Origin of the sequence: Mesorhizobium sp. LjRoot246, from assembly GCF_964254115.1 — a bacterium.
Classification (GTDB): Bacteria; Pseudomonadota; Alphaproteobacteria; order Rhizobiales; family Rhizobiaceae; genus Mesorhizobium.
The window spans coordinates 852,783-877,273 of record NZ_CAXUSN020000001.1; the positions used below are offsets into that span (position 1 = coordinate 852,783).

26 protein-coding genes are annotated in these 24,491 nt (G+C 64.7%); 11 read left to right on the plus strand and 15 right to left on the minus strand.

The window, feature by feature from the left end:
* Positions 1 to 38 precede the first annotated feature (38 nt).
* The 5 genes from ACSQ3L_RS03935 to ACSQ3L_RS03955 all read right to left on the minus strand — a co-directional run bounded on the left by ACSQ3L_RS03935 (position 39) and on the right by ACSQ3L_RS03955 (position 5,151).
* Entirely contained in the window at positions 39 to 1,085 is a 1,047-nt protein-coding gene (locus tag ACSQ3L_RS03935) for a glucokinase (protein ID WP_436158747.1), read from the minus strand.
* A 180-nt stretch (positions 1,086 to 1,265) separates the two neighbouring features.
* The gene (gene mepA / locus ACSQ3L_RS03940; RefSeq protein ID WP_436158748.1) at positions 1,266 to 2,360 is read right to left on the minus strand and encodes a penicillin-insensitive murein endopeptidase; all 1,095 of its coding nucleotides are present in this window, start codon (positions 2,358 to 2,360) and stop codon (positions 1,266 to 1,268) included.
* Positions 2,361 to 2,424: 64 nt separating this feature from the next.
* Positions 2,425 to 3,327, minus strand: coding sequence for an SDR family oxidoreductase (locus tag ACSQ3L_RS03945; protein ID WP_436158749.1), 903 nt, complete (start codon positions 3,325 to 3,327; stop codon positions 2,425 to 2,427).
* The gene (gene queG / locus ACSQ3L_RS03950; RefSeq protein ID WP_436158750.1) at positions 3,324 to 4,478 is read right to left on the minus strand and encodes a tRNA epoxyqueuosine(34) reductase QueG; all 1,155 of its coding nucleotides are present in this window, start codon (positions 4,476 to 4,478) and stop codon (positions 3,324 to 3,326) included. The genes ACSQ3L_RS03945 and queG overlap by 4 nt, the downstream gene beginning before the upstream one ends.
* On the minus strand, positions 4,459 to 5,151 hold the full coding sequence (locus tag ACSQ3L_RS03955) for a glutathione S-transferase family protein (RefSeq protein WP_292183662.1): 693 nt from the start codon (positions 5,149 to 5,151) through the stop codon (positions 4,459 to 4,461). Before ACSQ3L_RS03955 ends, queG begins: the two co-directional genes overlap by 20 nt.
* Before the next feature lie 160 nt (positions 5,152 to 5,311).
* Here ACSQ3L_RS03955 and ACSQ3L_RS03960 point away from each other — a divergent pair, with 160 nt between their 5' ends.
* Complete coding sequence (locus ACSQ3L_RS03960; RefSeq protein ID WP_436158751.1) at positions 5,312 to 6,118, plus strand: undecaprenyl-diphosphate phosphatase; 807 nt, start codon at positions 5,312 to 5,314, stop codon at positions 6,116 to 6,118.
* A 101-nt stretch (positions 6,119 to 6,219) separates the two neighbouring features.
* Here ACSQ3L_RS03960 and ACSQ3L_RS03965 read toward each other — a convergent pair whose 3' ends face one another.
* Both ACSQ3L_RS03965 and rsmI read right to left on the minus strand, forming a co-directional pair.
* Complete coding sequence (locus ACSQ3L_RS03965) at positions 6,220 to 6,597, minus strand: YraN family protein (protein ID WP_436158752.1); 378 nt, start codon at positions 6,595 to 6,597, stop codon at positions 6,220 to 6,222.
* Positions 6,590 to 7,516 (minus strand): 16S rRNA (cytidine(1402)-2'-O)-methyltransferase, encoded by a 927-nt coding sequence (rsmI, locus tag ACSQ3L_RS03970; protein WP_436158753.1) that lies wholly within the window; start codon positions 7,514 to 7,516, stop codon positions 6,590 to 6,592. Before rsmI ends, ACSQ3L_RS03965 begins: the two co-directional genes overlap by 8 nt.
* Positions 7,517 to 7,665: 149 nt before the next feature.
* Between rsmI and ACSQ3L_RS03975 the strand changes: the two genes are divergently transcribed.
* The gene (locus ACSQ3L_RS03975; RefSeq protein ID WP_436158754.1) at positions 7,666 to 7,854 is read left to right on the plus strand and encodes a hypothetical protein; all 189 of its coding nucleotides are present in this window, start codon (positions 7,666 to 7,668) and stop codon (positions 7,852 to 7,854) included.
* Between the two features lie 73 nt (positions 7,855 to 7,927).
* Here the strand turns inward: ACSQ3L_RS03975 and ACSQ3L_RS03980 are convergent, their stop codons facing one another.
* From ACSQ3L_RS03980 to rph, 6 genes are all read right to left on the minus strand, one after another.
* Positions 7,928 to 8,365 (minus strand): EamA family transporter, encoded by a 438-nt coding sequence (locus ACSQ3L_RS03980; protein WP_436158755.1) that lies wholly within the window; start codon positions 8,363 to 8,365, stop codon positions 7,928 to 7,930.
* Between the two features lie 361 nt (positions 8,366 to 8,726).
* Positions 8,727 to 9,749, minus strand: coding sequence for an IS110 family transposase (locus ACSQ3L_RS03985; protein WP_436158213.1), 1,023 nt, complete (start codon positions 9,747 to 9,749; stop codon positions 8,727 to 8,729).
* A gap of 137 nt (positions 9,750 to 9,886) precedes the next feature.
* Positions 9,887 to 11,050 carry a radical SAM family heme chaperone HemW gene (gene hemW / locus ACSQ3L_RS03990; RefSeq protein ID WP_436158756.1) on the minus strand — a complete coding sequence of 388 codons (1,164 nt, stop codon included), beginning with the start codon at positions 11,048 to 11,050 and terminating at the stop codon, positions 9,887 to 9,889.
* A complete protein-coding gene (rdgB, locus tag ACSQ3L_RS03995) occupies positions 11,047 to 11,709 on the minus strand; it encodes an RdgB/HAM1 family non-canonical purine NTP pyrophosphatase (RefSeq protein WP_436158757.1) in 663 nt (220 codons plus the stop codon). The genes hemW and rdgB overlap by 4 nt, the downstream gene beginning before the upstream one ends.
* Entirely contained in the window at positions 11,709 to 12,119 is a 411-nt protein-coding gene (locus ACSQ3L_RS04000) for a VOC family protein (protein WP_436158758.1), read from the minus strand. Before ACSQ3L_RS04000 ends, rdgB begins: the two co-directional genes overlap by 1 nt.
* Positions 12,120 to 12,303: 184 nt before the next feature.
* The gene (gene rph, locus ACSQ3L_RS04005; RefSeq protein WP_436158759.1) at positions 12,304 to 13,020 is read right to left on the minus strand and encodes a ribonuclease PH; all 717 of its coding nucleotides are present in this window, start codon (positions 13,018 to 13,020) and stop codon (positions 12,304 to 12,306) included.
* Between the two features lie 156 nt (positions 13,021 to 13,176).
* Between rph and hrcA the strand changes: the two genes are divergently transcribed.
* The 5 genes from hrcA to cysK all read left to right on the plus strand — a co-directional run bounded on the left by hrcA (position 13,177) and on the right by cysK (position 17,982).
* Entirely contained in the window at positions 13,177 to 14,259 is a 1,083-nt protein-coding gene (hrcA, locus tag ACSQ3L_RS04010; RefSeq protein WP_436158760.1) for a heat-inducible transcriptional repressor HrcA, read from the plus strand.
* 24 nt (positions 14,260 to 14,283) lie between these two features.
* Entirely contained in the window at positions 14,284 to 14,481 is a 198-nt protein-coding gene (locus tag ACSQ3L_RS04015) for a hypothetical protein (RefSeq protein ID WP_013528634.1), read from the plus strand.
* A 99-nt stretch (positions 14,482 to 14,580) separates the two neighbouring features.
* On the plus strand, positions 14,581 to 15,936 hold the full coding sequence (locus ACSQ3L_RS04020; RefSeq protein WP_436158761.1) for a PQQ-dependent sugar dehydrogenase: 1,356 nt from the start codon (positions 14,581 to 14,583) through the stop codon (positions 15,934 to 15,936).
* A 278-nt stretch (positions 15,937 to 16,214) separates the two neighbouring features.
* On the plus strand, positions 16,215 to 16,832 hold the full coding sequence (locus tag ACSQ3L_RS04025; protein WP_436158762.1) for a LysE family translocator: 618 nt from the start codon (positions 16,215 to 16,217) through the stop codon (positions 16,830 to 16,832).
* A 172-nt stretch (positions 16,833 to 17,004) separates the two neighbouring features.
* A complete protein-coding gene (gene cysK / locus ACSQ3L_RS04030) occupies positions 17,005 to 17,982 on the plus strand; it encodes a cysteine synthase A (protein ID WP_436158763.1) in 978 nt (325 codons plus the stop codon).
* Between the two features lie 377 nt (positions 17,983 to 18,359).
* On the opposite strand, the gene ACSQ3L_RS04035 is transcribed toward cysK, so the two are convergent.
* Together ACSQ3L_RS04035 and ACSQ3L_RS04040 are read right to left on the minus strand one after the other, a co-directional pair.
* Positions 18,360 to 19,604 (minus strand): RNA polymerase sigma factor, encoded by a 1,245-nt coding sequence (locus ACSQ3L_RS04035; RefSeq protein WP_436158764.1) that lies wholly within the window; start codon positions 19,602 to 19,604, stop codon positions 18,360 to 18,362.
* Positions 19,604 to 19,960: a YciI family protein gene (locus tag ACSQ3L_RS04040; protein WP_436158765.1), complete on the minus strand. Its 357-nt coding sequence runs from the start codon at positions 19,958 to 19,960 to the stop codon at positions 19,604 to 19,606. Before ACSQ3L_RS04040 ends, ACSQ3L_RS04035 begins: the two co-directional genes overlap by 1 nt.
* 235 nt (positions 19,961 to 20,195) lie before the next feature.
* Between ACSQ3L_RS04040 and ACSQ3L_RS04045 the strand changes: the two genes are divergently transcribed.
* The 4 genes from ACSQ3L_RS04045 (at position 20,196) to ACSQ3L_RS04060 (ending at position 24,491) form a co-directional block, all read left to right on the plus strand.
* The gene (locus ACSQ3L_RS04045; protein ID WP_436158766.1) at positions 20,196 to 20,657 is read left to right on the plus strand and encodes a RidA family protein; all 462 of its coding nucleotides are present in this window, start codon (positions 20,196 to 20,198) and stop codon (positions 20,655 to 20,657) included.
* A gap of 146 nt (positions 20,658 to 20,803) precedes the next feature.
* Positions 20,804 to 21,763, plus strand: a complete 960-nt coding sequence (locus ACSQ3L_RS04050; RefSeq protein WP_436158767.1) for a TAXI family TRAP transporter solute-binding subunit — start codon at positions 20,804 to 20,806, stop codon at positions 21,761 to 21,763.
* Between the two features lie 233 nt (positions 21,764 to 21,996).
* Positions 21,997 to 24,111, plus strand: a complete 2,115-nt coding sequence (locus ACSQ3L_RS04055; RefSeq protein WP_436158768.1) for a TRAP transporter permease — start codon at positions 21,997 to 21,999, stop codon at positions 24,109 to 24,111.
* Complete coding sequence (locus ACSQ3L_RS04060) at positions 24,108 to 24,491, plus strand: DUF1850 domain-containing protein (protein ID WP_436158769.1); 384 nt, start codon at positions 24,108 to 24,110, stop codon at positions 24,489 to 24,491. The genes ACSQ3L_RS04055 and ACSQ3L_RS04060 overlap by 4 nt, the downstream gene beginning before the upstream one ends.

Sequence of the window (24,491 nt, forward strand, 5' to 3'; positions counted from 1 at the left end):
AATTTGGCACCCCTCTTAACGCCAAGCAGCCGGCTTGCCTATGCCTTGGGCTGACTAACTTCGTCGCGCCACCGCCGCCCCGAAGTCTGGACGCCGAACAGCGAGGGGTTCCGGGCATACGCGGCAAGGCCGAGAAGTGCGGCCAGCGGATGGGTGATGACATAGACCGGCATGTTGCGCATCAGCGCGCTGTGCGGCGCCTTGTCCTCGAAGGCGGCACGGAAATTGCCGGCTTTCAGCGCCGGCACGATCTTCTGCGCGATGCCGCCCGTGAGAAACACGCCGCCACGGCTCATGAACACCAAAGCGAGATCGCCAGCGGTGCGCCCGAGGCAGGTGACGAAGGTCTCCAGCGCTTCTTCCGCAACCGGATCGGTTTTCGCCAGCGCAGCGGCGGTGATTTCCGCCGGCGTGGTGAAGGGCGACGGCTTGCCATCCGCCTTGGCCACCGCCCGGTAGACGTTGACCAGACCGCGCCCGCACAGGATCTGCTCGCCCGAAATGCGGCCTTCGAGCTTCTCGATATGCGGGAAAACCTCGAAATCGCGGGCCGAGCGCGGACCGATGTCCATATGGCCGCCCTCACCGGGCACCGGTATCCAGTGGCGCAACGCATAGACCAGCCCGGCGACGCCGAGTCCGGTTCCCGGACCGAGCACGACGCGCCCGGCATTGGGCTCCGGCGTGCCGCCGCCGATCTTTTCCATGTGCTCCTCGCCGAGCGCGACGACGGCCAGCGCCTGCGCCTCGAAATCGTTGAGCACGACGATGTCGCTTAGACCGAGGCTGGCGAACATTTTTCTCGGCTTGACGATCCATGGGCAGTTGGTGAGCTCGATCTCGTCGCCGTCGACCGGACCGGCGACCGCCAGCACCGCCGAATTGGGACGCACCGAGGAGCGGTCGAGCACGGCCGCCTGGATCGCCTCGTCGATGGTGTTGTAGTTCGCCGTCTGGACGATGGTCGGCTCGCCGGCCTCGGAATTGGCGTCAAGCACGATCGAAAAGCGCGCATTGGTGCCGCCTATGTCGCCGATCAGGATCGGAAACCGCAACAAGGTATCGTCGTCGCCTGTGCCTGGCATGCTCTCGTCCGTCTCCGGCCCCCCGACTGCATATCGCCGTTCTCCCGTTGACTAGCGCATGGGTTTGAAAAGGGAAACGGTTTTCGAACCCAGCGGCGTGCAGACACAGCTTCTGCGGCCAAATGGCCACTATTCACAAAAACAGCACGCTAAACCGATTGAGTCCGGTGCCCGCGACAGTCAGTTCCCTGGCGGCCGTGGTCGCGGCAGCGGGACGCCGATCTCGGGGGTCGCGGTGAAGGCGTTCACCGCGCTTGGCAATCCGGCGGTGCCACTGGCGGTGGTGGCGGGCAGCGACGGCGCTTCGGGTTCAGGCGCGGCAACTGCCACCGGCACGCTGCCGCCGTGGTAGGTCGCGGCCTCGGCAGAGGCCGGCCCCGGCGCGTCGAGCACGGCGCGGCATTGGCTCGGCAGGTTCGCCATCGTCATCAGGTCTCGGGCTTTCGGTGCATCCGGGTTCTTGTTGGGCCGCCACGGCTCCTGCGTGAACCACCAGGCCAGCGGCTCGCCGCAACCATCATCGGCAGGCGTCGCTTCCTGCGCCTTGCAGCCGGGCGAGCCCGGCTGGCAACCGATGCGCATATGGAAATGATAGTCGTGGCCCCAGAATGGCCTGATCTTGCGCAGCCAGCTGCGGTCGCCCTTGACCGTGTCGCAGAGCTTTTTCTTGATGCCCGGATTGACCAAGATGCGCTCGACTTGGCTGTAGCTTGCCGCTCGCTTCAAAAGCTTTGTATGCGCCGGCGTCCACAATGCGTCCTTCACCAGATGGGTCTTCTCGTCGACCATCAAGGTGGCGCTCATGCTTTCGCGTTGCGCCGTCGACAGCGGGCGGCTGGGCATTGGCGTCAGCCAGATATCGGCGTCGAGCCCGATCTGGTGCGAGGCATGGCCCGTCATCATCGGACCGCCGCGCGGCTGCGAAATGTCGCCGATCAGCAAGCCTGGCCAACCATCTGCCGCGGCATCGCGCGACAATTGCTCGATCACCGCGATCATCGCCGGATGGCCCCAGCGACGGTTGCGCGACGGCCGCATCACCTCCCAGGTCGGACCGTCCATGGGAATAGCGACGCCGCCGGCAAAACAGCCCTTGGAGTAGAAGCCGATCGACTGCGCAGCGGTCGCGGCCGGCAGTTTCTTGGCGCTGAACAGGTCTTTTGCCCGTTCCTCGGCCGCAGCCGGCTGTACGGCTAGACCGGTGAGGGCAAGCAGACCGAGTGCGGCGGCCAACAGAGATTTTTTGCCGAGAAATGGCCGCATCACTGTCTTCATGAAACCGGTTCCCCACCGCAATCCAAGGCCGAATCATACCACGTAACGGACGACGCTTCGATCTTCAGCGCTTCATCGGGCTGCGCGCCTCGCCGTCGCGCCAGTCGCCGCTGGCCCACATATGGTCGAAGGCGGCGCGGTAATCGCGAAAGCGAAAACGATAGCCCGCCGCCTTGATCGCCGCGTTGGCGACACGCTTGTTCTCGCCATAGAAGGACCGCGCCATGGGCGAAAGTTGGGCGGCGTCGAAGGGAATTTCTGGTGGCGGCTCTATGCCCATCAGCGAAGCGGCATAGCCGACGACATCCTGCGGCGGCGCCGGCAGATCGTCGGTGACGTTGAAGATGCCTCCAGTATTGCCGTCGACGAGATGCCAGAGACAACCGGCAATGTCGTCGCAATGGATGCGGTTGAACACCTGGTCGGGCTTGACCAGCCGCCTTGCGGTGCCGTTTTCCAGATTGACCAGGGCATTGCGGCCCGGCCCGTAAATGCCGGAGAGCCGCAGGATCGCCACCGGCCGGCCAACCTCGCGGCCGAGCTCCAGCCAGTCCTGCTCGGCGGCCACCCGCATCATTGAACGCTTCGATACCGGCCGGCATTCGGCCGTTTCATCGACCCAGGCGCCGTCATAATTGCCGTAGACGCCGACGGTGGAGAGATAGCCGATCCATTCGAGCGCCGGCATCCGGGCCATGATCGCCACGCGGGCGGCATTCAGCACCGGATCGCCGGCCTCTTCCGGGGCGACGGAAATCAGCAGATGCGTTGTCTTCTGCAATGCATCGGCAATCTCATCCGTCAGCGCGCCGTCGAACAGCAGCGGCGCGATGCCGGCCTGCCGCAGCGTCTCGAATTTTTCCGGCGAGCGCGTCGTGCCAAGGATCTTGGCGGCACCTTTGCCGGCGCGGGCAAAAGCCTTGCCGGAATAGCCGGCGCCGAAGATGAATATCTGCTTTTCGCTCATGCCTGCGCCCTGGTTGGCCGCGCCAGACGCCATTCGTCGCGCACGGTTTCGTCGTTCTCCGTTTTTAGGCCGATGGCCGCCCGTTTCGAATATTCGGCGTCCGGCACCAGCCGCGCCAGCGCCCATATTGCCGCGCCCCGCACCAGCGGCGACGGATCGCCAAGCAAGGTACGCACGGCGCCAGACAGCGAGGCATCCTTGGAATTGCCGGCGGCGATCAGCACGTTGCGGACGAACCGATCGCGGCCGATGCGTTTTATCGGCGATCCAGAGAAGAAGGATCGGAAGGCAGCATCGTCCAGGCCCAGAAGGTCGGCGAGCGGCGGTTCGCGCAATTCGTCGCGCGCGGCAAGCTTGGCCTCGGACGCGGCTTTCGCGAACTTGTTCCACGGGCAGGCGGCCAGGCAGTCGTCGCAGCCATAGATGCGGTTGCCGATTTTTTCGCGGAATTCATGTGGAATCGGCCCCTTGTTCTCGATGGTGAGGTAGGAGATGCAGCGCCTTGCATCGAGCCGGTAGGGCGCCGGAAAAGCATCGGTCGGGCAGGCGTCGAGGCAGGCGCGGCAAGAGCCGCAATGGTCGATCTCGGCGCGGTCGGGCACCAGTTCGGCGGTGGTGAAGATGGTGCCAAGGAACAGCCAGGAGCCGTGTTCGCGGCTGACCAGATTGGTATGCTTGCCTTGCCAGCCAAGCCCGGCGGCCTCGGCCAGCGGCTTTTCCATCACCGGCGCGGTGTCGACGAACACCTTCACATCACCGCCGGCGCGCGCCACGAGCTTGCCGGCGATTTCCTTCAGCCGGCCCTTCATCACCTCATGATAGTCGCGGTTCTGCGCATAGACAGAGATCGCGCCGCGGTCGCGCCTGGCCAGCACTGCACGTAGATCGTGGTCCGGGCCATAGTTCATCGCCAGCACGATGATCGAGCGCACCTGCGGCCACAGTGCCGTCGGTTCGGCGCGGCGTTGAAGCGTCTCGGCGATCCAGTCCATTGAGCCGTGAAAGCCGTCGGCGACGAATTCGGCCAGCCGCGCCGGCGCCAGCGGGATCGCATCGGGAGAGGTGACGGCGATCGCATCGAAGCCGGCGCGATGCGCTTCCGCGTCGATCAGCGCGCGCAGTTTCGCGGCGTCAGAAGTCAAGGTCCGCATAATGCGACACCGGCGACAGGCCGCGCACGCGGTCGGTCAAAAGCGGTCGGAAGGAGGGCCGCGACTTGACCCGCGTGTACCATTCGCGCGCCGCGGCATGCTCGCGCCAGTCGATCTCGCCGAGATAATCGAGCACCGACAGCGTTGCCGCAGCCGCGAGGTCGGCATAGGTGACCCTCGAGCCGGCCAGCCAATGGCGGGTGCCGGCCAGCCAGTTGGTGTATTTCATGTGCTGGCGGATGTTGGCGCGCGCGGCACGGATCGCGCTCGAATCGGGAGACCCGCCGCCCGCCGTTTCCGGCATGACCGGCTTCAGCACGCGCTCACGCACCAGGTGGCGGGTGACTTCGCTTTCGGCTTTGTTGAGATACCAGTCGATCAGCCGGCGGATTTCGGCGCGCTGCATCGGGTCCTCGGCAAACAGCCGCTTGTCGCGCTTGAGCACCCCGCGCGTTTCATCGAGATATTCCGAGATCACCGTCGCTCCGACGATCGGCACATCGCCTTCGGCCAGCAGGATGGGCAGCGTGCCGGCCGGGTTCAATGCCAGGAACTCCTTGCGCCGTGTCCACGGCTTTTCCTCGATCAAGGCCAGCTCCTCGCCATACTCGCCGAAAGCAAGGCGGACGAAGCGACAGGTGGCGAACATGGGATGGTGGAAAAGCGTCAGCATGGTTCCGCGATGATAAAGCGCACTGGCGAATCGCAGGGCGCACCGGTAAGTCTTGGCCGCCCGGTTAGCGGGCCGTCAGGGTGTTGCGACCTATAGGGGGACTTCAACGCCATGACAAGCAAGCCGTTCTGTCAGCCGTCACGCCAATGCCGAGGTAGCCATGGAAAGCCAGACCATCGTCGAAGCCCTGCTGCTCGGCTTGCTAGAGGGGTTGACCGAGTTCATCCCGGTGTCCTCGACGGGCCATATCCTGCTTGCCGGCCATTTCCTCGGCTTCCACTCGACCGGCAAGGCCTTCGAGATCCTGATTCAGCTCGGCGCCATCCTGGCGATCCTCAGCGTCTATTTCCGCCGGCTGTGGCAAATGCTGCTCGACCTGCCGCATGATCGTCTGACCCGGCATTTCGCCATCGGCATCCTGATCGCCTTCCTGCCGGCGGCGGTCATCGGCGCGCTGGCGCATGATTTCATCAAGACGGTGCTGTTCGAATCGCCAAGGCTGATCTGCATCATGCTGATCATCGGCGGCGTCGTGCTGCTGGCGGTGGACCGCATGAATCTCAAGCCGGTCTACCGCGACGTCGAGAGGTTTCCGACGCGGCTTTACCTGCAGATCGGGCTTTTCCAGTGCCTGTCGCTGATCCCAGGCACATCGCGCTCGGGTTCGACGATCGTCGGCGCGCTGCTTTTGGGCGTCGACAAGCGCGCGGCGGCGGAATTTTCCTTCTTCCTTGCGATCCCGACCATGGTCGGCGCCTTCGCCTTCGACCTGTTCAAGAACCGCGACGTGCTGAGCAGTGCCGACCTGCCGATCATCGCCGTCGGCTTCGTCGCCGCCTTCGTCACGGCGCTCATCGTCGTGCGCTTCCTGCTCGATTACGTCTCGCGCAAGGGCTACGCGCTGTTCGGCTGGTGGCGGCTGGTGGTGGGCGGCGTTGGGCTGCTGGCGCTGATGATTTGGGGGTGAGGAGTGGTCCGCGAAGCGGACGGAAAGCCAATTGCTTGGCTTTCCGAACGACGAACGCCCTGAGCCATGCGAAGGGCGAGCAACGCCCGTAAGTGGCTCCCTCAACTCCTTCCATAAAACGCGTTCTCGACATGCACCGGCCAGCGCCAGGGCAGCACCGCGACCATGTCGAAGCGCATCGACAGTTTGCCGTAGTCCGACTGGCGCGAGAGCCAGATGTCGGCCGCGCCTTCTATGCGACGCTCCGATTCCAGACTGATCGCCTCCATCGCCTCCATCAGCGTGCGCCGCGCCTTGACCTCGACGAACAGCACCAGATCGCCGCGCCGTGCGATCAGGTCGATTTCGCCGAAGCGGGTGCGGTGGCGGCGGGCGAGAATGCGGTAGCCTTTCAGCATCAGCGCTGCCGCCGCCAGCCATTCGCCGCGATGACCGCGCCGATAGGCCTTTTGGCGGCTGGCGCTCGGGCGGTCAGCCACCGTCGCCTTCCGCGATAACGTCCTCGGCGGCATCTCTGAGTTCGAGCAGCCGCCGGTAGAGAGCCTGCTTCTGGCCGCCGGTCATTTTCGCGGCTTCCGCCGCCGCCTTGGAGGCCGGCATCTCGGCGGCGAGCGACAAAAGCAGGCGGTCGATGTCGGCCGGCTCGTCAGCCTTGGCCTCGGCCGGACCGACGCAGACGACGATCTCGCCCTTCGGCGTATCGGCCGCCGCATAGTGGTCGGCGAGCCCTCGCAGCGTGCCGGTGCGCATCTCCTCGAAGGTCTTGGTCAATTCCCTGCCGATGGCGGCCTTGCGCTCGCCGCCGAGGGCTTCGACCATGGCAGCCAGGGACTCGGCCAGCCGGCGCGGCGATTCGAAGAAAATCAGCGTCGCCGGCACCGCTTTCAGTGCTTCCAGCCGCGTCAGCCGCTGGCCTTTCTTCACAGGCAGGAATCCGGCGAACAGGAAGGCGTCCGACGGCAGGCCGGATGCGGTCAACGCCGCGAGCGGCGCCGACGGGCCGGGGATCGGCACGACGCGAATGCCACGGTCGAGCGCCTCGCCGACCAGCCGGTAGCCGGGATCGGACACCAGCGGTGTGCCGGCATCGGAAATCAGCGCCACGCTCTGTCCGGCCTGCAGAGCCGCGATCAGCTTCGGCCCGGCCTCGCCGGCATTGTGCTCGTGATAGGCCGTGGTGCGGCGGCGGATGCCGTAGCGGTCGAGCAGCACGCGCGACACCCGTGTGTCTTCGCAAGCGACGATGTCGGCGGCGGCCAGCGTCTCCAATGCGCGCAGCGTGATGTCGGCGAGATTGCCGATCGGCGTCGCCACCAGATAAAGCGCCGGCTCCAGCGGCCGGGCCGCGATCTCGGTCTGCCCGACCACATAGCTGCGCTTGCCCGTCTCTGCGGTCACTGATGACTTCTCCGTTCAGCCCTGTTTGGCACGGCTGGCGCGGGCTTGCAAAAGCTGACGCCGATGTAAGGAATTCGCCATTCCTTTGCCACAGTGGGGAACCAAACCGGCATTGGCAGATTAGCCCCCTGATTCCGGAGGAGGACAGGATGGACAGCCTGAAGATACAGGACGCTTTCGAGCCCTACTATGCCGGCCGCAACCGCGTTGCCGCACGCAGGGACAAGCGCCCGTCTGCCAAGACCGAGCACAGCCTGACCAAAGAGCGAGCCGCGAGCGCCTTGCCTACGAACGTCAGGCTTTCCGACAACAAACCCGACAGCACGACGGAGCACTGACCGGACGATGCCCAACCGCTTCGATATCTTCATCACCCGTCTTGAAACCAAGAACGCCCGCAATGGCGCGCCGCTACCCCCGATAGGCGACCAGCACCGCGCCAGCCGCGATAAGGGCGATGCCAAGCCAGTTCGCTCCGGACAACCGCTCGCCGAGAAAGGCCGCGCCAAACACCGCCACAAGCACGACGCTTAGCTTGTCGATCGGCGCCACCTGCGCCGCATTGCCGATCTTCAAGGCGCGGAAGTAGCAAAGCCATGAGGCGCCGGTGGCCAGACCGGACAGGCCGAGGAACAGCCAGGTCTTCGCTGAGATCGTTGCCGGCGACTGGAACTGGCCGCTGGCCAGCAGGATCGTACCAAGCACGATCAGGATGATGACCGTGCGAATGAAGGTGGCGAAATCGGAATTGATGTTCTCGATGCCGACCTTGGCAAAGATCGCCGTCAAGGCCGCGAATGCAGCCGAGAGCAATGCCCAGAATTGCCAGGAGAATACAGTCGGGTTCATGCGGGTGGCCTCGTGAGTGGCGGTCTCAGCCGAGATACCGTGAAACGCGCGCCTTCAGAAGCGCAATCCTAAGCTTCGGAGATTGGGCGAGGCATCCCCACCTTCGTCATGTATGGACGGCCCCCTGTTGGCAAGGTGCAATTGGCATATTCGGCAGATAGTCTGGAGCGGTCATGTATTCGGCCTTTTGATGCGGTCGAGTTTGGACCGCTGGCCCTCAAGGGTTACGCGGATCGGGTTCCAATCATCCACACGCGCTCTTGTATCGCGATGACGAAGGCGGAGTGTCCCGACCCAGGTCCTGACCATTTTGCCGTGCTGCCTTTTGCTCCTTACGCTGTTAAGGGCCTTGCTTTGCGGTTTATGCCGCAGCCGGTGCCCTGTATTCCTGTCCCGAGTTCAGCATTGCCCAGATGATGCGGGCGGTCTTGGCTGCCTGGGCGACGACGGCGACCTTGACCGGCCGCCTGGCCAGCAGGCCGCGTATCCAGGGCGAGCCTCTGTCGGGCTTGGCCCTGACCTGCCGCAACCAGGAACTGGCGCCGAGAATGAGCAGCCTTCGCAAGCCGCCATCGCCGGCGCGGCTGATATGGCCTGTCAATCTGTGCTTGCCGCCGGTGTCGTGGTTCTTGCGGGTCAGGCCGACCCAGGCGGCGAAGTCCCTGGCCGAGGCGAACTGGCGGCCATCGCCGATGGCGGCGATCGTCGCATGCGCGATGATCGGGCCGACGCTCGGGATCGTCATCAGCCGCAAGGCCGCCCGCTGCTGCCTGACCTGAGCCAGGATCTGCTTGTCCAGCTTGCCGATCTCGCCATCCAGCGCCCGCCATTGCCCGGCCAGCGGCAGCAGGCAGATCAACAACGCCGCGGGGATGGCTTCATCGGCCGTTTCGATGAGCTGCAGCAGGCCCTCGATGCCCGCCGCCCCCTTGGCGTTCGCGAGACCCATTTCGTAGAGATGGCCGCGAATGGCATTGGCCAGCTGCGTGCGTTGGCGTACCAGAAGGTCACGCGCACGATGCAGCGCGCGGGCATATTGCTGTTCGACCGTCTTGATCGGCACGAAGCGCATGTCGGGCCGGCTCACCGCCTCGCAACAGGCTTGCGCATCGCGGGTATCGTTCTTGTTGCGCTTGACGTAGGGCTTCACATAGGTCGGCGGCATCAGCTTGACCTGATGGCCGAGCGCGCTGAGCGTGCGGCCCCAATGATGGGCCGAACCGCAGGCCTCCATGCCGATCAGCGCCGGCGGCTGCGCGGCAAAAAACTTCACCACCTGCGCGCGGCGCAATTGGCGCTGCACGACCACTCGCTCGGTCGCATCCACCCCGTGCACCTGGAACACATTCTTGGCCAAATCGATTCCAAATCTGATAACTTGCATGACGGACGGTCTCCTTCCGCTGGGTTCAACACGACCAGTTTGGCACATTCGATGCCGCAAGGGGCCGTCCACCCATCATCCACGGGCGGAGCAGGAGCGAAGCGACGTCGCGAAGACCCGAGGATGACGAAGGTTCGCTACCGCGCCAGATCGGCCACCACGGCGTCGAGCACGATCATGCCGGCTGGCGTGGCGCGGAGCCGGGTGTTGCCGATCGGCGCCACCAGTCCCTCGCCCTGCAGCATCGACAGCCGTGCCGTCGACAGGCCGCGTCCGGAGAACGCCTCGTAGCGGGAGAGATCGATACCCTCGGCCAGCCGCAGGCCCATCAGCAGGAACTCGTCGGCCTCTTCCGAGCGCGTCAGGATCTCGCCGCCGGTGACGCCATGCCCCTTGGCCTCGACCAGATTGGCCCAGGTTTCCGGCATTCTTTCGGCGATCGTCACCGTGCGGCGGCCGTTCTCGACGAAGCGGCCATGCGCGCCGGGGCCGACGCCGACATATTCGCCATAGCGCCAATAGGTCAGATTGTGCCGGCTTTCCGCGCCCGGCCGGGCGTGGTTGGAAATCTCGTAGGCCGGCAGGCCGTGCGCCGTAGTGATCTCCTGCGTCAGCGCATAGAGGTCGGCGGCGTGGTCATTGTCGGGGATGATGAATTTCTTCGCCGCATGCAGCGCGTGGAAGGGCGTGCCTTCCTCGATGGTTAGTTGGTAGAGCGACAAATGGTCGGCCGCGTGGCCGATCGCCTGTTGGAGCTCCGATGCCCACGCCTCCGGCGTCTGGCCGGGCCGCGCATAGATGAGGTCGAAGGAGAGCCTTGGGAATATTTCCCGCGCCAGCCCGATGGCGTGCAGTGCTTCATCGACATCGTGCAGCCGGCCGAGGAAGCGCAAATCCTTGTCGTTCAGCGCCTGCACGCCAAGCGACACGCGGTTGACGCCAGCCGTCCGGTAGCCGCGAAAGCGTTCGGCCTCGACCGAGGAGGGATTGGCCTCCAGCGTCACCTCGATGCCATCAGGAACGGTCCAGTTCTTCGCCACGGCGTCCAGAACCCTGGCCACCGTTTCCGGCTTCATCAGTGACGGCGTGCCGCCGCCGAGAAAAATGCTGGTCACCTCGCGCGGCCCGGTGCGCTCACGCATCGTCGCCAGCTCGACCTCGAAGGCGCTGGCGAAGCGGTCCTGGTCGACCGGCTGGTGGCGAACATGACTGTTGAAGTCGCAATAGGGGCACTTGGCCGCGCAGAACGGCCAATGGACATAGACGCCGAAGCCGGGCGTCCGGTCGAGCAGCATGCTCATGCCGAGCCCAATCTGGTCAAATCCAATCGCGCTTGGGCGAATTTCTGGAAGGCGCGGGCGCGGTGCGACAGCGCCGTCGGCTGTCCGGGCTTCCAGCCGTGTTTTTCTTGCGCCGTCATTTCACCAAAAGTCTTGTCGAAGCCATCGGGCAGGAACACCGGGTCATAGCCGAAGCCGAGCTCGCCGCGCGGCGGCCAGACCAGCGTGCCTTCTGCCTCGCCGCGATAATATTCGGCCTCGCCGTCGGGGAACGCCAGGCAGATGACGGCGACAAAGCGTCCCTTGCGCTGCTCCGGCAAGGCAGCGCCGACTTCCTGCAGCGCCACTTCGGTGCGCTGCATGGCCATGCCGAAATCGCGCGAACCGTCAGGTGTTTCTGCCCAATTGGCGGTGTAGACGCCGGGCGCGCCATCAAGCGCGTCGACGCACAGGCCGGAATCGTCCGACAACGCGGGCAGGCCGGTCGCCTTGGCGGCGGCCAGCGCCTTGATGTAGGCGTTCTCCTCGAAGGTGGTGCCGGTCTCATCAGGCTCCGGCAGGTCAAACTCCTTGGCCGACTTCGCCTCGAAGCCGAACGGCCCCATCAGGCCGGCGAATTCGCGCAGCTTGCCGTCATTGTGGCTGGCGACGACGATCTTCTTGCCATCGAGAGAATGCATCAAATGCCCCAGATCCGTGGCTCGGCGAATTCGATCGAATTGCCCGAGGGGTCGCGTATATAGATCGAACGGCCGCCCTGCGGCCATTCGAATTCGCTTTCGATGGCGATGTTTTTCGCCTCGAGACGGGCTTTCCAGCGCGCGATTTCGTCGGCGGTCGCCGCAAAGCAGAGATGGCCTTCGCCCACCGTGCCGTGCGGCGGAACCGGCAACCTGGCGTCGGGCGCCGGCGGGATCTTGGTTGCCTCGGCGTTGAAGATGAGCAGCACGCCGGGGCCACAGCGGAAGAACAGGTGGCGGCCGTCGACCTTGCCGAGGAGATTGAGGCCGAGAATGTCGGTGTAGAAGGTTTCCGCGGCGGTCAGGTCGGTGACGTAGAGGGCGGATTCCAGGATTGCAGAGGGTGTCACGAGGCGCCCCCCTCTGGCCTGCCGGCCATCTCCCCCTCAGGTGGGGAGATTGGCAGCTTCTGCGTTGTCGCGCATCCTGCAACGCCGGAGATTGGCGAAGGCCGAAATGACATCCAATCTCCCCCCTTGAGGGGGAGATGGCCGGCAGGCCAGAGGGGGGCGCTCAAGCTCGGCATTTGAAAACCTACGCCACCGCCATCTGTTGTAAACTCACCAGGCGCTGGATGCCTTTCTTGGCCAGGCCCATCAAGTCCGCGAACTGCTCTTCCGAGAAAGGTTCGCCTTCGGCGGTGCCCTGGACCTCGACAATGCCGCCCTTGCCGGTCATGACGAAATTGGCGTCGGTGCCGGCCGAGGAATCCTCGATATAGTCGAGATCGATGACCGGCTGGCCGTCATGGATGCCGCAGGAGATCGCCGCGACGTGGTCCTTCAGCACCTTGGCGACGCTGGCCATCTGGCGCGCTTCCATCCAGCGCAGGCAGTCGTACAGCGCCACCCAGCCGCCGGTGATCGAGGCGGTGCGGGTGCCGCCATCGGCCTGGATGACGTCGCAGTCGACGGTGATCTGCTGCTCGCCCAATGCCTGCAAATCGACCACGGCGCGTAAAGAGCGGCCGATCAGCCGCTGGATCTCTAGCGTGCGGCCGCCCTGCTTGCCGGCGGAAGCCTCGCGGCGCATGCGCTCGCCGGTCGAACGCGGCAGCATGCCGTATTCGGCCGTCACCCAGCCCTTACCGGAATTGCGCATCCAGCCCGGCACCTTCTCTTCGAGGCTTGCCGTGCACAGGACATGCGTGTCGCCGAACTTCACCAGGCATGAGCCTTCGGCATGCTTGGACACGCCGCGCTCGAAGGAGATGGCACGCATTTCGTCGAATTGGCGTTTGGAGGGGCGCATTCAGGCTGCTTTCTTGTCATTTTTCGGAATCTTGGCCGGCTTGTAACCGCATGGGACGCGTGGCGCAAAGGAAAATGGCCGGGCGATCTGACACAGACACCGGGTTGCGCGGGCGCAGCGTAAGTCTATATCCTTGGGCCGGAGGTTTTTGGCCGTATGACCAAGACAGTCGATCCCGCTTCGCAGTTGCCCGCTCTTCAATCGCTCGACATGCGCTCGCGCGACATTTTTCGGCGCATCGTCGATTCCTATCTCAAGGACGGCGAACCCGTGGGATCCCGCAGCCTGTCGCGCATCCTGCCGTCCTCGCTGTCGCCAGCCACCATCCGCAACGTGATGAGCGACCTCGAGCATCTCGGCCTGATCTACGCGCCTCACATCTCGGCCGGCCGGCTGCCGACGCAAGCCGGCCTGCGTTTCTTCGTTGACGCCTTCATGGAGCTTGGCGACCTTTCCGACGAGGAGCGCCGCGCCATCGAGGCACAGGTGCGGGCGTCCGGCTCGGGCGCGACGCTGGAGCAGATGCTGACCGAGGCCAGCCAGATGCTGTCGGGCATGTCGCGCGGCGCCGGTCTGGTGCTGGCCGCCAAGAACGAGGTGGCGCTGAAGCACATTGAATTCATTCAGCTCGAACCGACCAAGGCGCTGGCGGTGCTGGTGTCGCAGAATGGCGACGTCGAAAACCGCGTCGTCGAGCTGCCCGCCGGCGTCACCGTCTCGCAACTGCACGAGGCCTCGAATTTCCTCAACGCCCATATCCGTGGCCGCACGCTGGCCGAGGCGCGGATCGAGATCGCCCGCATCAAGGAAGAAACCAGGGCCGCACTCGACACGCTGTCGCAGGACCTGGTCGAAAAGGGGCTGGCAGTATGGGCCGGCGCCGACAGCGGCCTGCCGGCGCGGCTCATCGTGCGCGGCCGCGCCAATCTGCTCGAAAATGTCACCGCGCAGGCCGACATCGAACTGCTGCGCCATCTGTTCGAGGACATGGAGACGCAGGACGGTCTGATCCAGTTGCTCGACCTCGCCGAACAGGGGTCGGGCGTGCGCATCTTCATCGGCTCGGAAAACAAGCTGTTTTCGCTGTCGGGCTCGTCGCTGGTGGTCGCCCCCTATCGCGACAAGGACGCCCGCGTCGTCGGCGCGCTCGGCGTCATCGGCCCGACCCGGCTGAATTACGCGCGCATCGTGCCGATGGTGGATTACACCGCGCAGCTGATATCGCGCATGCTCCGTTAAGCTGATCTAACCGAGGAGACGACGATGGCGCTCGAAGAATTCAAGGCCCGGATCAGCCTGCTGCTCGAGGAAATGGTCAACCAGCCGGAGGACCAGCACGAAATCCAGGAGCAGTTGCGCGAGAAACTGCGGGAAATGCGTGCCATGGGCCTGCCACTGCCGGCCGATCTCGTCGAGTTGGAAAAACGCCTCGACGACGATTTCTACGCCGCCGGCACCTGAGCCCGGAAAACGGGAGCTTCCTTCAACTCATTGTGTGCCGCGGGAACGATCGATAAAGCCGCCCGTTCCTGTCTTCTCGGCCAAACATTGGAGGATAGGATGATCCGTTCCGCCGGTCTGGCGATTTCCGCCGCCGCACTGTTTCTCTCGACCGTTTCATTCGCCCAGCAGGCGGATAAGTCCGTGCTGAAAGGTGCTGCCGCTTTCGGCGACTGGCGAGCGGACAAGCCGGGCGTGCGTCGCCTGATCAGGCCGGACGATATGCCAAAGCCCTATGCCACCAAATCCGCGTCGAACAGCGCCAGCCCAGCGGAACGGCCACAAGACGCCAAGCCGCAATTGCCGCCAGGGTTCTCGGCCGAGCTGATCGCATCGGGCATCGACAATCCGCGCGTCGTGCGCGTCGCGCCGAATGGCGACCTGTTCGTCGCCGACAGCGAAGCCAACCAGGTCCGCGTCTATCGCTTGACCGAAGGCAGCGCGAAGCCGGCTGAGGACGGCATCTTTGCCAGCAATCTCAACCAGCCCTATGGCATTGCCTTCTATCCGCCGGGCGATAGCCCGCAATGGGTCTATGTCGCCAACAGCGACAGCATCGTGCGCTTTGCCTACCGCAATGGCGACCTGAAGACATCCGGCGACCCTGAAACCATCGTCGACAACATCCCTGCCAATCATCACTGGACCCGCGACATAGCCTTCTCGCCGGACGGCAAGACGCTTTATCTGTCGGTCGGCTCGGGATCGAATGTCGCCGAGGGTATGGGCAAGGAACCGAAAGGCGGCCTAGCCGCCTGGGCGAAGTCGCAGCCGCTCGGTGCTGCCTGGGGATCCGAGGACGGCCGCGCCGACGTGCTGGCCTTCGATCCCAACGGCAACAACGGCCGCATCTTTGCCACCGGCCTGCGCAATTGCTCGGGCATGACCGTTCAGCCGGCGACCGGGGCGTTGTGGTGCGTCGTCAACGAACGCGATGCGCTTGGCGACAATGTGCCGCCCGAATACGCGACCGCGGTCAAAGAGGGCGCCTTCTATGGCTGGCCCTGGTACTATATCGGCAACAACGAGGATCCGCGCCACAAGGGCGAGCGCCCCGATCTTGCCGGCAAGGCTGATATTCCCGATGTGCTGATGCAGGCGCATTCGTCGCCGCTCAACATCGCCTTCTACGAGGGGACAAGCTTTCCGGCCGAATACAAGGGCGATGCCTTCGTCGCGCTGCATGGTTCATGGAACCGCGGCAACAGGACCGGATACAAGGTGGTGAGATTGCTGTTCAAGGACGGCAAGCCGACCGGCGAGTATGAAGATTTCATCACCGGCTTCGTCGCCTCCAACGGTGAGGTCTGGGGCCGTCCGGTCGGCGTGGCGGTGGCGAGCGATGGCGCGCTGATCGTGAGCGAGGATGGCAACGGCACCATCTGGCGCGTCACCCATGGCGACGGCCGTTCTTGAGCAATTTTACCGGGCGACACAAGCCCCCTCACCCGGATTGCCAAAACCGAATTGCAACAGCAATTCGGGGCAATCCGACCTCTCCCCGAGGGGAGAGGAGTCAGCAGGCGCTGGCGCCCGTCTCTTCTCCCCTCGGGGAGAAGGTGGCCGCGAAGCGGCCGGATGAGGGGGCTTCGTAAGGCGAGGCCCCCGATATCTGGTGCAATAGAATCCGACCCCAGGGAATTCAATCTTGGCCGGTCCCATGCGATAAAGCGCTCTGATCTGAGACGAATGCCATGACCCTTACCGGATTCCTCGCCTATAGTGCCGCTCTCGGCATCGCCGCCGCGATTCCTGGTCCCGGCGTCACCGCGCTCGTCGCGCGTGCGCTTGGCTCCGGCTTCCGCTCGTCGCTGGCGATGTCCTTTGGCCTGATGGTTGGCGACATCACCTATCTGACCGCCGTGGTGCTCGGCCTCGCCTTCGTCGCGCAGAGTTTCGGCATGGTTTTTCTCGCCATAAAATGGCTCGGCGTCGCTTATCTCGCCTTCCTCGGCTGGCGCTTCTGGAACAGCGGCATCACGCCCGAGACCGTCGAGGCGAGGAAAGGCAAAGGCGGGCTGCTGTCGAGCTTCGTCGCCGGCCTCACCGTTACGCTCGGCAATCCGAAGACGATGATCTTCTATCTCGCGATCACGCCGACCATCGTCGACCTGAAGACCATCACGCTGGCCGATTACGGCATTCTCGTCGCGCTGACGGTGGTCGTGCTGTTGGCGGTGCTGGTGCCGTATCTGGCGCTTGCCGCCAAGGCGCGCTGGTTCCTGAGATCGCCGCGCGCGCTCAAGGCGCTGAACCGCACGGCCGCGGGCTTCATGGTCGGCGCTGCCGCGGCGATTGCCGCCCGCCAATAGAGGGCTTTCGGCCAAAGCATTTCGCAAACAGGCCTTTGCGGGAAATGCTTTTCCGAGACGGCACTGTTTTAGACACAGGTCCCACTCGGATATTTTCTGCCGACAGTCTATCTTGCGCGGCCGAAGGTCCTATCTTGCGGACCACCTGCCTGAAATTCTGGGAGCGAAACCAATGAACAAGCCCGTCACAGCCCGTGCGCCCGGTCGCGGCCGCGTCTACGATTCCATCACCGATACGATCGGCGACACGCCCCTGGTGCGGCTCGACAAATTCGCCAGGGAAAAGGGCATCGTCGCCAATCTCATTGCCAAGCTCGAATTCTTCAATCCGATCGCCTCGGTCAAGGACCGCATCGGCGTGGCGATGATCGAGGCGCTGGAGGCATCCGGCAAGATTTCTCCCGGCAAGACCACGCTGATCGAACCGACATCCGGCAACACCGGCATCGCGCTTGCCTTCGCCGCCGCCGCCAAGGGCTACAAGCTGATCCTGACGATGCCCGAAACGATGTCGGTCGAGCGCCGGAAAATGCTGGCGCTGCTCGGCGCCGAGCTGGTGCTGACCGAGGGTCCGAAGGGCATGAAGGGAGCCATAGCCAAGGCCGACGAACTGGCCGCGACGATCCCCAACGCGATCATCCCGCAGCAGTTCGAGAATCCGGCCAATCCGGAAATCCACCGCACCACGACGGCCGAGGAAATCTGGAACGATACGCATGGCGAGGTCGATATCTTCGTCGCCGGCATCGGCACCGGCGGCACCATCACCGGCGTCGGCCAGGTGCTGAAGAAGCGCAAGCCTTCGGTGCATGTCGTCGCCGTCGAGCCGGAATCCTCACCGGTGTTGTCGGGCGGCCAGCCCGGCCCGCACAAGATCCAGGGCATCGGCGCCGGTTTTGCACCCAAGATCCTCGACACGACAATCTATGACGAGATCGTCAAGGTCTCGAACGAGGATTCGGTCGCCAATGCCCGCCTCGTCGCCCGCCTCGAAGGCGTGCCGGTCGGCATCTCGTCGGGCGCCGCCTTGCAGGCAGCCATTGTCGTCGGCTCGCGGCCGGAGAACAAGGGCAAGAACCTTGTGGTGGTTATCCCCGATTTCGCCGAGCGCTATCTTTCGACGATCCTGTTCGAGGGGTTGGGAGCGTAGGTTCGCGCTATTCCCAAGAATAGAAACGCCGAGATCCTTCGCACCCCCCTCTGCCCTGCCGGGCATCTCCCCCGCAAGGGGGGAGATTGGCCGTCATCTTGGCTTTCGCCAATCGTCACTGTCTTAGAGTCGGCGGAGCGCCTAAGCTGCAAATCTCCCTCCTTGCGGGGGAGATGTCCGGCAGGACAGAGGGGGGGTGCTGTCCCGCCAACGCTGCAAATCTTGCCCGCCGAAAACCGGCCGGGGCAGACAAGGCGCAGGCGGCCTGGCCGGATATCGACCGTGTGTGGTCGAAGCTGCGCCGGCATTCCCTGATGAAGACACTCAACACATCGCATGAGATGTGGCCAGGCTGAACGGACGGCCGAGAGCGAGGCTCAGTTTCGGAGCACCGCCCTTTTGCCCTGCAGGAACCGGCGCACCGCCGGATCGCGCTCGAGACCGATCGCCCGGTCATAGGCCTCGGTTGCCTGCGGTACCTGACCAAGCCTGGCCAGGAGACCGGCGCGGGCCGCCCAATAGGGCTGGTACTCATCGAGCCGCTTGTCGTCGCCCAGCGCGTCAAGGGTCGCGAGTCCTGTCACAGCGCCGTCAGCCTCGGCGATCGCAACCGCGCGGTTGATCGCCACCACCGGCGATCCTGCTATCGAAAGCAGCGCGTCGTAGAGTTCGCGGATCGCCACCCAGTCGGTGAAGCCGGTCAGCCGCCGTGCCGTATGCGCGGACTGCACAGCCGCTTCAAGCTGGTAGCGACCAATGACACCTTTGGCCGCGGCGTGGGAAAGCAGCATCTCCGCCTCGTCGATGAGGACGCGGTCCCATAGAAGGCAATCTTGTTCCGCAAGCGGCACGAAGTCACCTTCGGCACTGCGCCGTGCGGCGCGGCGCGCCTCGGCAAACAGCATCAGCGACAAGAGGCCAAGCACCTCAGGCTCCTCCGGCAACAACGAAGCCACCAGGCGGCCGAGCCATATGCCTTCGGTCGCCAGATTGCGGCGTTGCGTCTCGGTGCCCGCCGGATCGGACCAGCCCTCGGCGAAGGCGGCGTAGATCGCTTCCAGCACCGCGTCCAGGCGCTCGCCAAGCTCGGCTCGCTCCGGCACGCGGAATGGGATGCCGGTTTCACGGATGCGGCTCTTGGCGCGCACCAGGCGCTGGCCCATCGTGGCCGGCGAGACCAGGAAGGCAGAGGCGATCGTTGCCGCGTCGAGCCCGAGCACGGTCTGCAGGATGAGCGGCGAACGCACGCCGGGCTCGATCGCCGGATGGGCGCAGGCGAACATCAGCCGCAGCCGCTCGTCGGGAAGGTCTTCGTCGGTCATGCGCGCCTCCATCTCCTGCGCAATCAGCTTGAGATGCTCGCGGCCGGCCTCGCTGGTCAGCCGCCGCCGCACCGCGTCGACGCGCCGCCGCCGCGCCACCGCGAGCAGCCAGGCTTCCGGCTTTTCCGGCACGCCGGTTCGCGGCCAGCGTTCGAGAGCGGCGGCAAAGGCGTCGGCCAGCGCGTCCTCGGCGGCCGCCACGTCGCGCGTGCGCGCCGCGAGCCAGGCGACCAGCTTGCCGTAGCTCTGCCGGGCGGCCGCCTCGGCGGCCGCCCTCGCGGTCTCCGAGACATTGGCCATCACATGGCGGTCTGTTCGAAGATCGGCCGCACTTCGACCGTTCCGGTGCTGGCGGCGGGGCAGCGCGCTGCCCAGGCGATCGCGGCGTCGGCATCCTCGGCCTCGATCATGTAGAAGCCGGCGAGCTGTTCCTTGGTGTCGGCATAGGGGCCATCGAGCACGTTGGTCTTGCCATCGGCCATCCGCACCAGGGTCGCCGCTTGGGTCGGCCGCAGCCGGTCGCCGCCAAGCCAGGCGCCCGACTTCTTCAGCGCTTCGGTGTAAGCGCCATAGGCGGCGCTGATCTGATAAGTCGCGTCCGTCGGCGCCGCCGCCATCGCGGCTTCGTTGGCGTAGATCAAAAGCATGTATCGCATGGTCTTCTCCCGTGGTTTCGAAGGCCGCGTCATTGCGAGCCGGACGTATGTCGCGCGGCTTCGTCTGATTTCGACAGGCACTGGAAAAATCTTTCGGCTCCACCACGACATTTCGCAAGGACCAGATCTCACCTCGTCCGCAGGATGACAGCTTGCGCCGCACTGGCTGCGGTTCCTCGCAGCACTATCCTCTGTCGAGGACAGGGCGGATGGCGCGAGCGACAGGAGAGGAAAAATGCAACTCGTGGCCCACAAGAAATTCAAGAACGGCCGGTTGATGCCGTGGGGAAAGGGCACAGTCGTCAGCGGCGCGAAAGGGACTGTCTACCTCAGCGGAAATACCGCCACTTCAGACGATTACGATCCGGCCGGCAAGAAGGGTGGCGGCTTCGCCGGCGATGTGGCGGCGCAGTGGCGCGCGGTGCTCGGCAACATCAAGTCGGACCTTGAGGAACTGGGCACCGGGCTGGACCATCTCATCAGGCTGACCTTCTTCGTCAGAGGTCCCTTTCCCGATGGCGGCGTTCTCAGCTCTCCCAATTTTCGCCTCGACGTGCTGGACGCCTTCTTTGCCGAGCATTGTCCGAAGCACTGCAGCTACAACAATCCACCGCCCTCGGAGGTGATCGGCGTTGCAGCGCTTGCCCAGGCAGACATCGTCATTGAAATCGTAGCGGTCGCGGCCCTGCCGGATTGATGGAGAACAGCGCTCTGGTTTGCGCGCCTCCTCAACCGTTCGTCTAACGGCTGCAATTCCGGGTTGGCATTTGCCGTCTGCCGTCTAAACTCGCCCCTGTTCGCGTCAGGGAGGTGATGCGGCCGCTATTTCAGGGAGGAAATCAGATGTTCCATTTCAGAACGAAATTTGTTGCGGCCGGCGCCGTGGCGCTCTCGCTCGGCCTTGGCGTTGTTTCAGCAGGAGCGCAGGAATTCATCAACGTGCTGACCGGAGGCACTTCCGGCGTCTATTATCCGCTCGGCGTGGCCCTGTCGGAAATCTACGGAAAGGGCATCGAGGGTGCCCGCACCCAGGTGCAGGCGACCAAGGCTTCGGTCGAAAACCTCAACCTGCTGCAGCAGGGCAAGGGCGAGATCGCTTTTGCGCTTGGCGATTCCGTCAAGATGGCCGCCGAAGGCAACACCGAGGCCGGCTTCCCCGGCAAGCTGGACAAATTGCGCGGCATCGCCGCCATCTATCCCAACTACATCCAGATCGTCGCCAGCCAGGAGTCCGGCATCAAGACGCTGGCCGACCTCAAGGGCAAGAGCCTGTCGGTCGGCGCGCCGGCGTCCGGCACCGAGCTCAACGCCCGCGCCATCTTCGCCGCCGCCGGGCTGAAATATGAGGATCTCGGCAGGGTCGAGTATCTGCCCTTCGCCGAATCGGTCGAGCTGATCAAGAACCGCCAGCTCGACGCCACGCTGCAATCGGCCGGGCTCGGCGTCGCCTCGATACGCGACCTCGCCACCTCCGTGCCGATCAATGTCGTGGCGGTGCCGGCGGAAGACGTCGCCAAGATCGGCGCGCCCTATCTTTCAGTGATCATTCCCAAGGGCACCTATGAGGGCCAGGGCGAGGATGTCGCGACCGCCGCCGTCGGCAATTTCCTCATCACCCGCGCTGATGTCTCGGACGAAACCGCCTATCAGATGACCAAGCTGATTTTCGACCATCTCGACCAGCTTGCCGCGGCACATGCCGCCGCCAAGGCGATCGACCCCACCAAGGCGCTCGACGGCATGCCGGTGCCGCTGCACCCGGGTGCTGAGCGGTATTACAAGGAGAAGGGATTGTTGAAGTAGCGGAGGATGGCTCGGCTATCTGAGATGTACTCGCCAGGCGCCCCCCTCTGTCCTGCCGGGCAACTCCTCCTCGAGGGGAGAGATTGGCCGTCACCACGCCCTTCGCCAATCGCTGACGTTGCTGGACGAGCGCCGACATCAATGCTGCCGATCTCCCCCCTCGAAGGGGAGATGTCCGGCAGGACAGAGGGGGGCGCCTCGCACTACAATTCGCTCGTTTTGGAGACCGTTGGATGAGCGAAGCAACGTCTGGAACAACAAGCGACGGCAAATCCCCCATCCTCCATCTCCCTGCCGTCGAAGAGCAGGTCGAAGGTCTGCCACCCGGCTTCGGCGACGGCATCGCCGGCAAGGCGGCTTTTCTCATCGCCGTCGCTTTTTCCGTGTTCCAGATCTATGTCGCCGCCTATGGCAGCATTCCGAGCCAGGTGGTGCGGGCTATGCATGTCGGCTTCCTGCTGCTGCTCGGCTTTAGCCTGATCGCCAATCTGCGCGCCAAAAGCCTGCCGGCGAAAGTCGCGTTCTGGACGCTCGGCGTGCTCGGGTTCGGCACCGGCCTGTACAATTGGGTGTTTTATGCCGACCTCATCCGGCGCTCCGGCTTCCTGACCACGCCGGACCTGATCGTCGGCGCGGTGCTGGTGGTGCTGGTTTTCGAGGCGGCACGGCGGCTGATGGGCCTGCCGCTGGCGGTCATCGCCTTCATCTTTCTCGCCTATTGTTTCGTCGGCAACCATCTGCCGCCGCCATTCATCCATCGCGGCTATGATTTCGCCCAGCTGGTCGACACCTTCGCTTACGGCACCGAAGGCATATACGGCACGCCGATCTATGTCTCGGCCGCCTATATCTTCATCTTCGTCGTCTTTGCCGCCTTCCTCGAACGCGCCGGCATGATCGCGCTGTTCAACGATTTCGCGCTCGGCCTTGTTGGCACATGGCGCGGCGGCCCGGCGCAGGTCTGCGTGCTATCGTCGGCGCTGATGGGCACCATTTCCGGCTCGGGTGTGGCCAATGTCGTGGCCAGCGGGCAGTTCACCATCCCGCTGATGAAGCGTTTTGGGTTCCGCTCGGCTTTTGCCGGCGCGGTCGAGGCGACCTCGTCGATGGGCGGCCAGATCATGCCGCCGGTAATGGGCGCGGTCGCTTTCATCATGGCCGAGACACTGAACGTGCCTTATGCCGAAGTGGTCAAGGCGGCGATCATCCCGGCGCTGCTCTATTTCGGCGCCTGCTTCTGGCAAGTGCATCTGGAAGCCGGCAAGGCCGGCCTGCACGGCATGGCCAAGGCGGACCTGCCCAACCCGTGGGACGCGGTGCGGCAACACTGGCCGCTCGTGCTGCCGCTGGCGGCCCTGATCTATCTGTTGTTTGCCGGCTACACGCCGATCTTCGCCGGCACGATGGGCCTTGCGCTGACCATCGTGCTTATCCTCGGCACGCCGCTGGCGGCAGCGATCGGGCCGCTCGCCTTCCGCATCGTCTTCTGGCTGGCGCTTGGGCTTGCCGCCGCTTCGTTCATGAAATTCGGCGTCAATCTCCTCGGCCTGGTCATCGCCGCATTGGTCGTCGCCTGCTTCACGTTCAAGGGCGGCCGCGAGACGCTGCAAATCTGCGTCGATTCTCTGGCGGAAGGCGCCAAGAACGCGCTGCCGGTCGGCATCGCCTGTGCCATCGTCGGCATCGTCATCGGCACGCTGACGCTGACCGGCATCGCCTCGACCTTCATCGGCTGGATCATCTCGATCGGCGAGAACAATCTGTTCCTGTCGCTGGTGCTGACCATGCTCACCTGCCTGGTGCTCGGCATGGGCATCCCGACCATTCCCAACTACATCATCACCTCGTCGCTGGCCGGGCCGGCGCTGCTGTCGCTCGGCGTGCCGCTGCTGGTCAGCCACATGTTCGTCTTCTATTTCGGCATCATGGCCGATTTGACGCCGCCGGTGGCGCTGGCCGCGTTTGCCGCCGCACCGATGGCCAAGGAAAGCGGCCTCAAGATCGGCATCCAGGCGACCAAGCTCGCCATCGCCGGCTTCGTCGTGCCGTTCATGGCGGTCTACACGCCAGCGCTGATGCTGCAGGACGCCGGGCCGATTGCCGCCCAGTTCGGCTATCCCGTCGAGGTAGCCTATATCGTCGCCAAGGCATGCATGGGCATCGTGCTGTGGGGTGCCGCCGCCGTCGGCTTCCTTGCCAAGCGCATGGCGTGGTGGGAACGCCTGCTGGCCTTCGCCGCCGGCGTGCTGCTGGTCGCCGCGGTGCCGCTCACCGACGAGGCCGGCTGGGTGCTGGCGCTCGCCTGGATCGGCTGGCATTGCTGGCAGGCACGGCCGGCCACCACATGAGCCTGTGCATCCTGGCCGCCGGCAAGACGGTGACGCTCTCCGTCGCCGCCTTCACGCTGTCCTGGATCCATTCGGTGGAACGGACGCGCTGGGAGGAGGACTGGAAGGTGATGCCTTCCGGCCTGCAGGTGGTTGAAGCCCGGATCAAGGGCTCGGGCGCCGGCATGGAACCGCCGGAGAGCGCGGTGCTGAAGGACGGCTGGTGGATCTATACACCTGATGTCGGCCCACAGCGGCGCGTCGTCCTCGCCGCCTCCGGCGCGACCGGTGACGGCTGGACTCTGTGCTCGGTTCAGGACTGCCGTGAACTGGGCAAGACGGCAGGCGGCACGATCGTGCTGGAGCCCTGCGGACCGGACGGCACGAGCCAGCCGCGGTAG